We start from the raw sequence: 12,769 nt of genomic DNA, 5'->3' as shown, positions 1-12,769 counted from the left end.
AATCGTCGATGGCGGCGGGCTTGCGGTGCGGAAGGCTTCTCGCCACGATGCCATGGAACCGGTCTGGAGAGAGACGATGCGGGTCTTTGCTGCCCTGGCGGGGATGACCGGCTGGGTGGCGCTGGCGCTCCAGTTCTACCTGAGCGCGGTCAACGGCAGCGCGCGGGGGCTGCCTGCCGGCGAGATGGTGCTGCGTTATTTCAGCTTCTTCACGATCCTGACCAACATGCTGGTCGCGCTCGTCCTGACGCAGGCCGTGCTCGCTCCCGGTCGCGGCATCCTCGGCCGGCCCGCAGTGCAGGCGGCGACAGCCGGCTATATCGCCGTTGTCGGCCTGATCTATGTCGTCATCCTGCGCCACACATGGGCGCCGACCGGCCTGCAATGGTGGGTGGATGTGGCGTTGCACTATGCCATGCCGCTGCTCTATCTCGCCTTCTGGCTGGCCTTCGCGGCCAAGGGCAGGCTGCGCTGGGCGATGCCGCTGGGCTGGCTCGCCTATCCCGGGCTCTATCTCGCCTGGGTGCTGGCACGTGGTGCGGCTTCGGGCTTCTACCCCTATCCGTTCATCGACGTGGCGAGGCTCGGCTATGGCCGGATGGCCGCGAACGCGCTCGGCATGATGCTGCTGTTCCTGCTGGTCGGTTTCGCCTTCGTCGCGCTCGATCGCCTTCTGGCGCGGGGCCGGGCGCTCACCCCCACAAGCGCAGACCCAGACCGCCGAGCCCATCGAAGACGAGCTTGAGCCCCACCACGACCAGCAGCCAGTAGATGATGCCGTAGAAGCGCTCGGCCGGGACGCGACGGACCAGCCAGACCCCGGCGAAGGTCGCGGCGATGGCGAAGGGCAGCAGCGCGGCGGAGGCGATGAGGTTTGCGGCGCTGAACTGCCCGAGCGCGATATAGGGAATGATCTTCACCCAGTTCATCGCGGCGAAGAAGATCGCGCCGGTGCCGACGAAGACGGCGGGCGGCAGCTTCTGCGGCATGGCGTAGATCTGGAAGGGCGGGCCGCCGGCATGGGCGACCATGCTGGTGAACCCGCAGAAGAAACCCCAGAAGCTGCCCGCGCCCCAGCTCGCCTGCGTCGCGACAGTCGGCTTCTTGCCGTCGCTCAGCATGCGGCGCAGCGCGAAGCCGACCGAGATCAGCCCGACCGCCAGGACGACGGCTGCGTCCGAGACCTTCGCCGCCAGCAGATAACCCATGAGGATGCCCAGGAGCGCGCCGGGCGCCAGCGTCGCCAGATTGCGGCGATCGAATTCGCGCCGGTAGGACCAGACCGAGACCACATCCTGCGCGATCAGCAGCGGCAGCATGATCGCCGCCGCCGTCACCGGCGAGACGACCAGCGCCATCAGCGGCAGGGACAAGAGGCCGATCCCGGAAAAGCCGCCTTTCGCCAGCCCGGTCAGGACGACGGCCGGCACCATGGCGGCGAAGAAGACGAGATCGAAGGGCATGGAGGAATGCTGCGCCGCAGGGCCGAGAGGTTCGGAATGGGGTGGGCGAAAGTCTTAAAGCAGCGCGCTTGCACTGGCTGAGGGGAGTGCGCAGGATTCCGCGCAAAACCAGCCCCGCCAACGCCGGCTCGCCACGGGGCTTTAGGATGAAACCCGGCGCAGAGGAACGCTTCCCATGAATGGCTCCCATGCGGCGCCCGCCCGCCCGGCGCAAGGCTATCGCGAAACCTATGCAAGCTGGCAGGCCGACCCCGATGCCTATTGGCTCGACATCGCCAAGGGGATCGACTGGATCAAGCCGCCGCAAAAGGCCTTCGACGCCGCTGCCGGTATCTATGGCCGCTGGTTCCCGGATGCGACCTGCAACACCTGCTTCAACGCGCTCGACCGGCATGTGCGCGACGGGCGCGGTGAGCAGGTCGCGCTGATCCATGACAGTCCCGTCACCGGAACGAAGGCGAAATACACCTATGCCGAGATGCTCGACGAGGTCGCGACGCTCGCCGCCGTGCTGCAGGACCTTGGCGTCGGCAAGGGCGACCGCGTCCTGATCTACATGCCGATGGTGCCGGAGGCGGCCTTCGCCATGCTCGCCTGCGCGCGGATCGGCGCCGTGCATTCGGTGGTGTTCGGCGGCTTCGCTGCCAAGGAACTGGCGACGCGCATCGACGATGCCGAGCCCAAGGTGATCCTGAGCGCAACCTGCGGCATCGAGCCGACGCGGGTGGTCGAGTACAAGCCGCTGCTCGACGGCGCGATCGCAATGGCCCGGCACAAGCCGCAGGCTTGCGTGATTCTGCAGCGGCCGCAGGCCGAGGCCTCGATGCATGCGGCGCGCGACAAGAACTGGCGCATGCTGGTCGCGGCCGCGAAGGCCACCGGGCGCAAGGCCGATTGCGTCGAGGTCGCCGCGACCGACCCGCTCTACATCCTCTACACCTCCGGCACGACCGGCCGGCCCAAGGGCGTGGTCCGCGACAATGGCGGCCACATGGTCGTGCTCAAGGCGACGATGGACCAGCTCTTCGATGTCGGGCCGGGCGAGGTGATGTTCTGCGCCTCCGATGTCGGCTGGGTCGTCGGGCACGGCTATATCGTCTATGCGCCGCTGATCCAGGGCGCGACCAGCGTGCTCTATGAAGGCAAGCCGGTCGGCACGCCCGATCCCGGCGCCTTCTGGCGGGTGATCGCCGAGCATGGCGTGAAGGTGCTGTTCACGGCCCCGACCGCCTTCCGCGCCATCCGCAAGGAGGACCCCGAAGGCAAGCACCTCGCCGGGCACGATCTCTCGCGCTTCAGGGCGCTGTTCCTCGCCGGCGAACGGGCCGATCCCGAGACACTGAAATGGGCCGAGGCGCTGCTGAAGGTGCCGGTGATCGACCATTGGTGGCAGACGGAAAGCGGCTCGCCGATCGTCGGCGACCCGATGGGCCTGGGCCTGCTGCCGATCAAGCACGGCTCGCCGACCGTGCCGCTGCCGGGCTGGGACGTGCAGTGCCTCGACGAGGGCGGCCGGCCGGTCGAGGCGGGCAAGATGGGCGCGATCGTGCTGAAGCTGCCGCTGCCGCCGGGCGCGCTGCCGACGCTGTGGAACGACGATGCGCGCTTCCGGGAGGCCTACCTCACGACTTATCCGGGCTACTACAACACTTCGGATGCCGGTTTTATCGATGAAGACGGCTATGTCTTCATCATGGGCCGCACCGACGACATCATCAATGTCGCCGGCCACCGGCTCTCGACCGGCGGCATGGAGGAGGTTCTGGCAGCCCATCCGGCCGTGGCTGAATGCGCGGTCGTCGGCATCCGCGACGCGCTCAAGGGCGAGCAGCCCTGCGGCTTCGTGGTGCTCAAGGCCGGCGCGACGGTGTCGCCCGAGCAGGTCGAGAAGGAGCTGGTGGCGCTGGTGCGCGAGCGGATCGGGCCGGTGGCGGCCTTCAAGCTGGCGGTGACGGTCAACCGGCTGCCGAAGACGCGCTCCGGCAAGATCCTGCGGGCGACGATGAAGAAGATCGCCGATGGCGAGGATTATGCGGTGCCGGCGACGATCGAGGATGTCGGGGTGCTCGACGAGATCGGCGCGGTGCTGAAGGGCAGGGGGCTGGGCTGACCACGCACATCGCCGTTGCGTGAGGTTTCGCAACGGCAATACAACTTCACGTTGAATTTACGGTTTGGTGGCAAGATCGACTGTGGTGGGGATAGCCGCAGGCGCTGAATATGGCTGCTTTGCAAGCTGGCCGGATCTTGTTGCCATTGATCGTCGCTCTGGCGCCGTTCGCGCTGGTGCTGGCGCCGCGCGATAACGCGTCGGTGATTGTCTTCGCAGCCGATGGGCGGGCAGCGGCGACCGCGATCGCGCATGCCGGCGGTACGGTGCTGGCGCGCTTCAGCTCGTTCGGATTCGTTGCCCGCGCCGAGAGCCCGGGCTTTGCGACGCGTCTCTATCTCGCAGGAGCCCTTCTCGTCCTGGACGGCGCCGGTCGCGGCGGCTGCCTGGCCTCGACAGGGCGTTCATGACTCGTGACGGAAGGGTGGATCCGGTGAGCCGCAGCCTCAATGACATTCGTCAGGCCTTCACGACGCCGCTGATGTACGGGCAATGGGGGTTCGTTCCGATCGTCGCCCTCGTCGCCTGGTTCAACGGGCATTCCATGGTTGCGGTCGCTCTGGTCTCCGCGCTTCTCGCGGGTGGCGGAGCGCTGGCCTGGGCGCAGGACAGGACCGGCCTCTCGACGCGGATCACCTCGACGGTCGCGCTGTGCGGGCAGGTCGCCCTGCTGGTGCTGGCCTGCGAAGGCACGCGCTACCAGATCGACATGCACATGGCCTTTTTCGCTGCGCTCGCGGTCACGACGGCGTGGTGCTGCTGGCGGGCGATCCTGGCTGCGACGGCGGTGGTCGCAGTCCACCATCTCGTCCTCAACCTGATCTATCCGCTGGCGGTGTTTCCGGACGGGGCGGAATTCCTGCGCGTCGTCACCCATGCCGTGATCCTGCTGGCCGAGGCCGGCGCGCTCGTCTGGCTGGCGCTGCGGCTCGAAAAGGCATTGTTTACGGCCGATGTGGCGACGGATACAGCCATTGCGAACCAGCAGCGCGAAGATGACCTGCGGCGCGAGGCCGGGCTTGCCGACGACCGGCGCGGCATCGTGGAAGCGCGGCTGCTTGCCGCCGTCGGAACGACGGTCGAGGCGGCGCGGCGCGGCGACTTCTCGGTCCGGACGACGCAAGCCTCCGATCTCGGCCGGCTGAGCTCGCTCGTGCAGGGCGTCGACGAACTCGCCGGCGTCTGCGAAGGCTTTCTCGACGAGACGGACCGGGCGCTGGCGGCGCTGGCGGCGGGCGATCTGACGGCGCGGATGGCGACCGGGTTCGAGGGGCGGCTGGCCGGGGTGGCGGTGAATTTCAACCGCTCGGCCGAGGCGCTGGGCAGCCTGCTGGCTGATGTCACGCAGAGCGCTTCCGATACGCGTCAGGCCGCCGATGCGATCCTGTCGGCGACGGACGACCTGTCGCAACGCGGCGAAAGTCAGGCCGCGGCTCTGGAAGACACGTCCACCGCGATCGAGGGGATTGCCGCGACGATCCGGGCGACGGCGGAGAAGGTTTCCTCAGCCGCCAGCAAGGCCCGCAGCACGGCCGACAGCGCCGATGCAGGCGCGGCCGTTGCCGGCAGCGCCGTGGCGGCGATCGACAGGATCGACGATCAGGCAAGGCGGATCGTCGATATCGTCGAGGTGATGGACGGGCTTGCCTTCCAGACCAATCTGCTTGCGCTCAACGCCTCGGTCGAGGCGGCACGCGCCGGCGAGGGCGGGCGCGGTTTCGCCGTGGTCGCCACCGAGGTCCGGCGGCTGGCTCAGCAATCGGCCGATGCGGCGCGGGATGTCCGGCTGCTGATCGACGAGACCAAGACGCAGGTCGATGAAGGCGTCAGATTGGTGCGCGAGGTTGGGCAAAGCCTGAACCTCGTCTCGGGCGACGCGGCCACGGTGGCGCGGGTCTTCGAGGAAATCAGCGACTCCACACGGGAGCAGACCCGGGCGGTGGGCGCGATCGAGCAGACGCTGGCGCAGATGGGCGCTCTGACTCAGGACGGCGCGCTCGCGGCTGCCCGTACCAGCGCTGCCGGGCATGGCATGGTGGCGACCGCGGAAACGTTGACGCGGCAGACGGAGCGCTTCCGGAGTGCCGCGATCTCCACTCTCGAGCGTGAACGCCAGCGGCGCGTGGCATAGTCACCGAGCCGTCCCGGGGGAGCGGCTCGGTCACGCATCGGTCGAGCCTCAGTCCTCGTCGTCCTCGTCGGCCGGGCGCTTGATCTGCTTCAGCTTAGCGAAGACGGAATCGACGTCGATCGCGGCTTCCTCCTCGCGCTTCGGCCGGCTCATGTCGGCGAAGGGCTGGGTCTCCGTCCGCACGGGCTCCGGAGCGGTCGCTTCCTCGACCGAGAGCAGGGTCGAGCCGGCTTCGGCCAGCGCGGCCGGGCGGTCCTTGGCGGCGCGGGCGACCTCGAAGTCCAGGTCGATCTGCGAGCATAGGCCGAGGCTGACCGGGTCGATCGGATTGAGCTGCTGGGCGTTCCAATGCGTCCGGTCGCGGATCTGCGCGATGGTCGACTTGGTGGTGCCGATCAGGCGGATGATCTGCGCGTCCTTGAGCTCGGGGTGGTTGCGCAGCAGCCAGAGGATGGCGTTCGGACGGTCCTGGCGCTTCGAGACCGGGGTGTAGCGCGGGCCCTTGGTGCGCTTGATCTCCGGCACCTTCACCTTGCGCTCGGCGAGGCGCAGATGGTGGTTCGGGTTCGCGGCGGCGCGCTCGAGCTCCTCGCGGGTGAGCTGGCCGGAGGTGATCGGGTCGAGACCCTTGATGCCGGCCGCCACTTCGCCATCGGCAATGCCGCGCACTTCGAGCGGGTGCAGCTTGCAGAACTCGGCGATCTGCTCGAAGGTCAGCGAGGTGTTCTCGACCAGCCAGACCGCAGTGGCCTTGGGCATCAGCGGGGGTTGTGACACGGGGGGCGTCTCCTGAATTGCCCTGGCGCCGTCTCAGGCTCGGCAGGGCAGGGTCGCGGACAATAGCTCTCATGCGCCGACCGGCCTCCTCGGCCGGCCATCCAAATCATCGACGATGAGCAGGATGGCGCGCCTTATAGGCGAGCGCGTGGCAGGTGTCCATGGAAAGTGACGTTCATATCGTCAGCACGATCTTGCCGATATGGGCGCTCGATTCCATCAGACGGTGCGCCTGCGCCGCTTCCGCCAGCGGGAAGGTCGCGCTGATCAGCGGCTTGCAGCGTCCGGCGTCCAGCAGCGGCCAGACCTTCTCCTGCAATTCCGCTGCGATGGCGGCCTTCTCGGCGACGGTGCGGGGCCGTAGCGTCGAGCCGGTGTGGGTCAGACGCTTCAGCATCAGCCGGCTGAAATTGACCGTCGCTTTCGGCCCGTTGAGGAAGGCGATCTGGACGATGCGGCCCTGATCGGCGGCGGCCTCGTAATTGCGGTCGATATAGTCCCCGCCGACCATGTCGAGGGTCAGGTTCACGCCGCGCCCGGCGGTCGCGGCCTTCGTCGCCGCGACGAAATCCTCCGTGCGGTAGTTGATGGCGTGGTCGGCGCCGAGCTCGCGGCAGGCCTGGCACTTCTCGTCCGAACCCGCGGTCGCCAGCACGGTCGCGCCGAAGGCCTTGGCGAGCTGGATCGCCGTGGTGCCGATGCCCGACGAGCCGCCATGGACGAGGAAGCTCTCGCCCGCCTGCAGGCGCCCGCGCTGGAAGACATTGGTCCAGACGGTGAAATAGGTCTCGGGAACGGCGCCCGCCTCGATCAGCGAAAGCCCTTTCGGCACGGGCAGGGCGTTGCTCTCATGGGCGACGGCGTATTGCGCATAGCCGCCGCCGGCGACGAGGCCGCAAACCTGGTCGCCGAGCGCGAAGCGCGTCGCGCCCTCGCCGAGCGCGACGACCGTGCCGGCGATCTCGAGGCCCGGGATGTCGGAAGCGCCCGGCGGCGGGTTGTAGCCGCCCTGCCTCTGTAGCACGTCGGGCCGGTTGACCCCGGCTGCCGCGACCGCGACGAGGATCTCGCCGGCAGCCGGCTGCGGGACGGGGCGCGTCTGCGGTTTCAGCACGTCGGGGCCGCCGGGGGCCTCCATGCCGATCGCGATCATGGTCCGGGGAACGATGCTCGAAGCGGTGTTCATGAGGCTCTCCTGCTATGGCATCGGGTTGAACGGCGTATTCGATCCGAGACGATAGGTCTTTGTTTTTACGTCGGCTTTGCCCGAAAACCGCATTTGGTTTTCGGGCCGCTGCCCCCGGCATGTTGCGGCGCAGCTTGGCGGCATGGGTCAGAGTTGTTTAGCCTACCCGTTCGAGTTTGGTGAGATGCGAGGCCGCCATGTCGTTATTCCCGGAGGATGATCGCCCGAAGCCGAAGCGCGTCCATGAGATCGGGCAGGATCTGTCGACCCTGTCGCTGGGCGAGCTGGAGGAGCGGATTGCCGCGCTGAAGGCCGAAATCGAGCGGCTGACCGAGGCGCGGGCGAGCAAGAGCGCGTCGCGCGCGGCGGCGGACGCCTTCTTCCGCCGGCCGGCCTGAAAATCGGGCGGGCAGGGTGCCATTAAGGGATCATTAATGATTCCAAAGTATGAATCGCATCATCCAGTTTGTCTGGATGTGAGTGGCTCCTGCCTACTCTGTTTGACGCCTCCCTGTTGACCTTCACGAGCCGCCTTTGGCGGCTCTTTTTTTATCCGGGGGGCATCCGGGGTACCGGGGCGGGCCGCCTTGTTGCCGCCATGGATGTCTACCTCCATTAAGGTTAACGACATCTTACCGGGGCCGGTCATCGTTAACGGCGCTATCCTTGCGGTGTCGTGGGCATGATCCGCGTTGCGTTCCAGAGGCGCACGCGATTGTGCCGATGGGAGACACCGTATGAACGACGCCCAGTTGCTCGAACTGCCCCGGGAAGGAACGATCTCCTTCGCGCGCGGCTTCGTTCGATCCGACGCCTTCATGATCCTGTTCCGCGAGGGCATGGGGCTGGTCGAGCAGACCGCGGCCTATCTCGATGGCGAGGGCCGCAAGGAATCGGCGGCGCTGCCGCGCGAGGTCGCGCTGACCTATGCCACCGAGAGCATGCGCCTGACCACGCGGCTGATGCAGATCGCTTCCTGGCTGCTGGTGCAGCGAGCCGTCGCGGAGGGCGAGATGACGGCCGAGCAGGCGCGGGCCGAGCACAGCAAGGTCAAGATCGGCGATCCGATGATCCCGCCGGCCGAGCATATCGTCGCCCGGCTGCCCGAGCGGCTGCGCCAATTGATGGACCATTCGGTCCGCCTTCAGGCGCGCATCCGCCATCTCGAGGAGCAGATGTCGGGCCATGCCCCGCTGCCGGAGACCGCGAACCCGGTGCAGGACCAGCTCGCCAGCCTGCAGGCGCGGCTTGAGCTGCGGAGCTGAGAGCTAGAGGCCTGCCCCGTCATGCTCGGGCTTGACCCGAGCATGACGGAAAACAGTCCGTTCCGTCCCGAGATTCTCGGATCTTCGCTTCGCTGCGTCCGAGTATGACGGCGAGGCTTCCGAAACAAAAAACCCGGCCGCGAGGCCGGGTTTTTGCATTTTCGGAGGAAGCAGCCTTGCGACCGCCTCGACTTACTTCTTGCCGATCGTGCCGAGGCCAGCGAAGCGCGAGTTGAAGCGCGAGACACGGCCGCCGCGGTCCAGCATATGCTGCGTGCCGCCTGTCCAGGCCGGGTGGGTCTTCGGGTCGATGTCGAGGTTCAGCGTGTCGCCTTCCTTGCCGTAGGTCGAGCGCGTCGCATACTCGCTGCCATCGGTCATGACGACCTTGATGGTGTGGTAGTCGGGGTGGATGCCGGCCTTGGCCATGACGAAATCCTCGAAGCTTACAAAAACGGGCGTGTCGACAAGCAGGCGGACCTGCCCGGCCCGTCGAAAGAATTCGGATGAGCCTGTCGTGAAGTCGCGAGCACATATCGCAGACGCAGGCGCAGCGCAAGTTTGACGGTGCCGAACCACGCCTGCGGCGTTGCGACATTTGCCAAGGCTTGCCCGATCGGCTTTGTCCGGTGTTGAAGATTGCTATCGTTCCAGGGCGCGCGAAGCGCGCGATTGCAGCAGGAGTTCCGGCGCGTGGCCGAAGCTGACGGGAAAGACGACAAGGCGCGGCCGGATTTCCGTTCGCTGGCGACCTTCTGGCCCTATGCGCGGGCGCAGAAGCGGCGCATCGCCGCGGCTCTGGTCGCGCTCATCGTGGCCTCGCTGGCGACGCTGATCCTGCCCGTCGCGGTCCGGCGCGTCATCGATGTCGGCTTTGCCGGCGGGGAGCAGCAGCTCGCCAACAGCTATTTCATCCTGCTGATCGGCGTCGTCGCCGTGCTGGCGCTGGCGAGCTCGGCGCGATTCTATCTGGTGATGACGGTCGGCGAGCGCATCGTCGCCTCGCTGCGCGCCGACGTCTTCCGGCATCTGACACGGCTGGAGCCCGCCTTCTTCGATTCGAGCAAGGCGGGCGACCTCGTCTCGCGGCTCACCGCCGACACGACGCAGATCAAGTCCACCTTTGCCTCGACCGCCTCGATCGCTCTGCGCAACGCCATCATGGCGCTGGGCGCGCTCGGGCTGATGGTGGCGACGAGCCCGCGGCTCTCGGCCATCGTCATCGGCGTGATCCCGCTGATCGTGATTCCGCTGGTGATGTCGGGCCGCTCGGTCAGGCGCCGCGCCCGGATGGCGCAGGACCGGCTGGCCGAGGCTTCCGCCTTCGCGGCGGAGGCGGTCGGCGCCATCCGCACCATGCAATCCTTCGGCGCGGCGGCGCAGACATCGGCCCGCTTCGAGGCGGCCTCGGACGGGGCCTATGGTGCCTCGCGGGAGGCGACGGCCTCGCGGGCGCTGCTGTCGGGCGTGGCGATCTTCCTGGTCTCGGCCAGCGTCGTCTGCGTGCTGTGGGTCGGCGCGACCGAGGTGTTCGACGGGCGCATGACCGGCGGACGGCTGTCGCAGTTCATCCTCTATGCGGTGCTGGCGGCGAGCTCGCTCGGCCAGCTCTCGGAGGTCTATGGCGATATCAGCGCCGCGGCGGGCGCCTCCGGCCGGCTTGGCGAAATCCTGGCGATGAAGCCTGCCATCGCCGCGCCGCCGATGCCTAAGCCGATGCCCGAGGCCTCGCTCGGCGAGCTCGCCTTCGAGGATGTTTCGTTCAGCTATCCCGGGCGGGACGCCTCGGCGCTCCATCATCTCAGCTTCTCGATCCGGCCGGGCGAGCGCATCGCGCTGGTCGGCCCGTCCGGCGCGGGCAAGAGCACGGTGCTGCAGCTGGCACTGCGCTTCTACGATCCGCAGGGCGGGCGCGTCGTCGTCGATGGCGTGGCCGGGCCCGAAGCCGATCCGGAGGTCTGGCGGCAGCGTTTCGCGCTGGTGCCGCAGGAGCCGACCGTCTTCGGTGTCTCGGTTCGGGACAATATCGCCTATGGCCGCCCCGATGCCACGCAGGCCGAGGTCGAGGAGGCGGCGCGGCTCGCGGCGGCGGACGGCTTCATCCGGGCCCTGCCGCAGGGCTACGACACCATCGTCGGCGAGCGCGGGGTGACGCTCTCGGGCGGGCAGCGCCAGCGGCTCGCGATTGCGCGGGCGGTGCTGAAGGACGCGCCGATCCTGCTGCTCGACGAGGCGACGAGCGCGCTCGATTCCGAAAGCGAGCGGGCTGTGCAGGATGCGCTCGACCGGTTGATGCTGGGGCGCACGACGCTGGTCGTCGCGCATCGCCTCGCGACCATCCTCTCGGCCGACCGCATCCTGGTGATGGAGGAAGGGCGCATCGTCGAGCAAGGCACCCACGCCGAGCTCAAGGCGCGCGGCGGGCTCTATGCGAGGCTGGCAGCGTTGCAGTTCGGGCTGGAGGCGGCCTGAGGCCAGCCCTCAGCGCGGCAGCGAGGCGTAATAGGCCGAAAGCGCCTGAGCCTCGGCCAGGGAGATCGAGCGGGCCATGTAGCGCATCTCCTTGTGCGGGCGCTTGCCGGAGCGGAAGGCCAGCATCTGGTTGTACATGTAGAGTTCGTTCTGGGCGGCGAGATGCGGTACGTCGGCGCTGCGGGCGATGCCGTCGAGACCGTGACAGAGCGCGCATTCCTCGGCCGGCGAGGTCCGTGGCTCGGCCGATGCAGGATAGGCCCCCAGCAGCGCAAGGATGGCGAGCAGCGGCCGCGCGGCCGCAAGCCTGCGGGACATGGCCTCAGCGCTCCGTGATCTTGAACTCGATGCGCCGGTTGCGGCGATGGGCCTCGTCGGTGTTGGCGAGGTCGAGCGGCTGGTATTCGCCGAAGCCGGTCGCCGCGACGCGGTCATTGGGCAGGCCGCGCGACATCAGATACTCCACCACCGCGATGGCGCGGGCCGCGGAGAGATACCAGTTCGACGGGAACTGCGCCGTCTTGATCGGGCGGTTATCGGTGTGGCCGTCTACGCGCAGGATCCAGGGCAGGTCCGGTGGCATCTCGCGGGCGAGGTCGAGCAGGACCGTGGCGAATTTGTCGAGCTCGGCCTGGCCCTCCGGCTTCAGCACCGCCTGGCCGGCATCGAAGAAGATCTCGGACTGGAAGACGAAGCGGTCGCCGACGGTGCGGATGTCCGGCCGCGTGCCGAGCACTTGCCGCAGCCGCCCGAAGAAATCGGAGCGGTAGCGCGCCAGCTCCTGCACGCGCTGGGCCAGCGCCACGTTGAGGCGCGAGCCGAGATCGGCGATGCGGGTCTGCGAATCCCTGTCCTTGGCCTCGGAGGCGGCGAGCGCCTCCTCCAGCGCCGCGAGCTGGCGGCGCATGGCGATGATCTGCTGGTTGACGAGGTCGACCGATGCCTGGGCACGGGCTGAGAGCTGCTTCTCGCTCTCCAGCGCCTTCTGCGTCTCGGCGAGCTGGGCGCCGGCATTGCCGTTCTGCTGCGTGTCGAGCAGGCCCTGCAGGCGGCTGCGCTCGCCCTGCGTCTGGGCGAGCGTCGACTGCATGAGCTGGAGGCTCTCCTGCGCCTGCCGGTTGGAGGAACGCTCCAGGGCGAGCAGGTCGGTGAGCTCCGAGATCTGCTTGTTGAGCCGCTCCAGCGCCGTGTCCTTGCCGGTCAGCTCCTGCGAGAGGAAGAACTGGCCGAGCACGAAGACGGTGAGCAGGAAGACGATGCCGATCAGCATCGTCGAGAGCGCGTCGACGAAGCCGGGCCAGAAATTCACGTCCTCGCGGCGGTGGGCGCGGGAAAGGGCCATCGTCAGTTTCCTGCTGCGGTTGC

At 67.9% G+C, this 12,769-nt stretch carries 13 protein-coding genes; 7 read left to right on the top strand and 6 right to left on the bottom strand.

The annotated features are described in order from the left end of the window. Positions 1 to 76 precede the first annotated feature (76 nt). Complete coding sequence (locus AB6806_RS09645) at positions 77 to 745, top strand: Pr6Pr family membrane protein (RefSeq protein WP_142021962.1); 669 nt, start codon at positions 77 to 79, stop codon at positions 743 to 745. Here AB6806_RS09645 and AB6806_RS09640 read toward each other — a convergent pair. Continuing rightward, positions 693 to 1,463, bottom strand: a complete 771-nt coding sequence (locus AB6806_RS09640) for a sulfite exporter TauE/SafE family protein (protein ID WP_142021961.1) — start codon at positions 1,461 to 1,463, stop codon at positions 693 to 695. The two genes, AB6806_RS09645 and AB6806_RS09640, sit on opposite strands and share 53 nt — an antisense overlap. Positions 1,464 to 1,638: 175 nt before the next feature. Between AB6806_RS09640 and AB6806_RS09635 the strand changes: the two genes are divergently transcribed. The 3 genes from AB6806_RS09635 to AB6806_RS09625 all read left to right on the top strand — a co-directional run bounded on the left by AB6806_RS09635 (position 1,639) and on the right by AB6806_RS09625 (position 5,704). Continuing rightward, positions 1,639 to 3,573: a propionyl-CoA synthetase gene (locus tag AB6806_RS09635; protein WP_142021960.1), complete on the top strand. Its 1,935-nt coding sequence runs from the start codon at positions 1,639 to 1,641 to the stop codon at positions 3,571 to 3,573. Between the two features lie 146 nt (positions 3,574 to 3,719). Continuing rightward, entirely contained in the window at positions 3,720 to 3,983 is a 264-nt protein-coding gene (locus AB6806_RS09630; protein WP_370954520.1) for a hypothetical protein, read from the top strand. 23 nt (positions 3,984 to 4,006) lie between these two features. After that, entirely contained in the window at positions 4,007 to 5,704 is a 1,698-nt protein-coding gene (locus AB6806_RS09625; RefSeq protein ID WP_185747950.1) for a methyl-accepting chemotaxis protein, read from the top strand. A gap of 48 nt (positions 5,705 to 5,752) precedes the next feature. Here the strand turns inward: AB6806_RS09625 and AB6806_RS09620 are convergent, their stop codons facing one another. Both AB6806_RS09620 and AB6806_RS09615 read right to left on the bottom strand, forming a co-directional pair. Further along, positions 5,753 to 6,481 (bottom strand): DUF1013 domain-containing protein, encoded by a 729-nt coding sequence (locus tag AB6806_RS09620; protein ID WP_038359672.1) that lies wholly within the window; start codon positions 6,479 to 6,481, stop codon positions 5,753 to 5,755. 175 nt (positions 6,482 to 6,656) lie between these two features. Then, a complete protein-coding gene (locus tag AB6806_RS09615; RefSeq protein WP_370954519.1) occupies positions 6,657 to 7,667 on the bottom strand; it encodes an NAD(P)H-quinone oxidoreductase in 1,011 nt (336 codons plus the stop codon). Between the two features lie 197 nt (positions 7,668 to 7,864). On the opposite strand from AB6806_RS09615, the gene AB6806_RS09610 reads away from it, so the two are divergent. Both AB6806_RS09610 and rcdA read left to right on the top strand, forming a co-directional pair. Beyond that, on the top strand, positions 7,865 to 8,065 hold the full coding sequence (locus AB6806_RS09610) for a DUF1192 domain-containing protein (protein ID WP_038359669.1): 201 nt from the start codon (positions 7,865 to 7,867) through the stop codon (positions 8,063 to 8,065). Between the two features lie 339 nt (positions 8,066 to 8,404). Continuing rightward, positions 8,405 to 8,932: a protease adaptor protein RcdA gene (gene rcdA, locus AB6806_RS09605; RefSeq protein WP_113254489.1), complete on the top strand. Its 528-nt coding sequence runs from the start codon at positions 8,405 to 8,407 to the stop codon at positions 8,930 to 8,932. Between the two features lie 192 nt (positions 8,933 to 9,124). Here rcdA and rpmE read toward each other — a convergent pair whose 3' ends face one another. Beyond that, complete coding sequence (gene rpmE, locus AB6806_RS09600) at positions 9,125 to 9,361, bottom strand: 50S ribosomal protein L31 (protein ID WP_038359667.1); 237 nt, start codon at positions 9,359 to 9,361, stop codon at positions 9,125 to 9,127. A 264-nt stretch (positions 9,362 to 9,625) separates the two neighbouring features. On the opposite strand from rpmE, the gene AB6806_RS09595 reads away from it, so the two are divergent. Further along, on the top strand, positions 9,626 to 11,404 hold the full coding sequence (locus AB6806_RS09595; protein WP_370954518.1) for an ABC transporter transmembrane domain-containing protein: 1,779 nt from the start codon (positions 9,626 to 9,628) through the stop codon (positions 11,402 to 11,404). A 9-nt stretch (positions 11,405 to 11,413) separates the two neighbouring features. Here AB6806_RS09595 and AB6806_RS09590 read toward each other — a convergent pair whose 3' ends face one another. Beyond that, a complete protein-coding gene (locus AB6806_RS09590) occupies positions 11,414 to 11,722 on the bottom strand; it encodes a c-type cytochrome (protein ID WP_112764738.1) in 309 nt (102 codons plus the stop codon). Positions 11,723 to 11,726: 4 nt separating this feature from the next. Continuing rightward, positions 11,727 to 12,746 (bottom strand): peptidoglycan -binding protein, encoded by a 1,020-nt coding sequence (locus AB6806_RS09585; RefSeq protein ID WP_133564549.1) that lies wholly within the window; start codon positions 12,744 to 12,746, stop codon positions 11,727 to 11,729. Between the last annotated feature and the right edge of the window lie 23 nt (positions 12,747 to 12,769).

Source organism: Allobosea sp. RCC_152_1, from assembly GCF_041360765.1.
Taxonomy (GTDB): domain Bacteria; phylum Pseudomonadota; class Alphaproteobacteria; order Rhizobiales; family Beijerinckiaceae; genus Allobosea; species Allobosea spartocytisi.
The sequence above is the reverse complement of the archived record's forward strand: the minus strand, read 5'-3'. Positions and strand labels throughout refer to the sequence as shown.

What these genes read in the sequence shown, in the direction of transcription:
- AB6806_RS09645 (WP_142021962.1), top strand. Translation starts at nt 77, where the DNA reads ATGCGGGTCTTTGCTGCCCTGGCGGGGATGACCGGCTGGGTGGCGCTG.
- AB6806_RS09640 (WP_142021961.1), bottom strand. Translation starts at nt 1,463, where the DNA reads ATGCCCTTCGATCTCGTCTTCTTCGCCGCCATGGTGCCGGCCGTCGTC.
- AB6806_RS09635 (WP_142021960.1), top strand. Translation starts at nt 1,639, where the DNA reads ATGAATGGCTCCCATGCGGCGCCCGCCCGCCCGGCGCAAGGCTATCGC.
- AB6806_RS09615 (WP_370954519.1), bottom strand. Translation starts at nt 7,667, where the DNA reads ATGAACACCGCTTCGAGCATCGTTCCCCGGACCATGATCGCGATCGGC.
- AB6806_RS09610 (WP_038359669.1), top strand. Translation starts at nt 7,865, where the DNA reads ATGTCGTTATTCCCGGAGGATGATCGCCCGAAGCCGAAGCGCGTCCAT.
- rcdA (WP_113254489.1), top strand. Translation starts at nt 8,405, where the DNA reads ATGAACGACGCCCAGTTGCTCGAACTGCCCCGGGAAGGAACGATCTCC.
- rpmE (WP_038359667.1), bottom strand. Translation starts at nt 9,361, where the DNA reads ATGGCCAAGGCCGGCATCCACCCCGACTACCACACCATCAAGGTCGTC.
- AB6806_RS09590 (WP_112764738.1), bottom strand. Translation starts at nt 11,722, where the DNA reads ATGTCCCGCAGGCTTGCGGCCGCGCGGCCGCTGCTCGCCATCCTTGCG.
- AB6806_RS09585 (WP_133564549.1), bottom strand. Translation starts at nt 12,746, where the DNA reads ATGGCCCTTTCCCGCGCCCACCGCCGCGAGGACGTGAATTTCTGGCCC.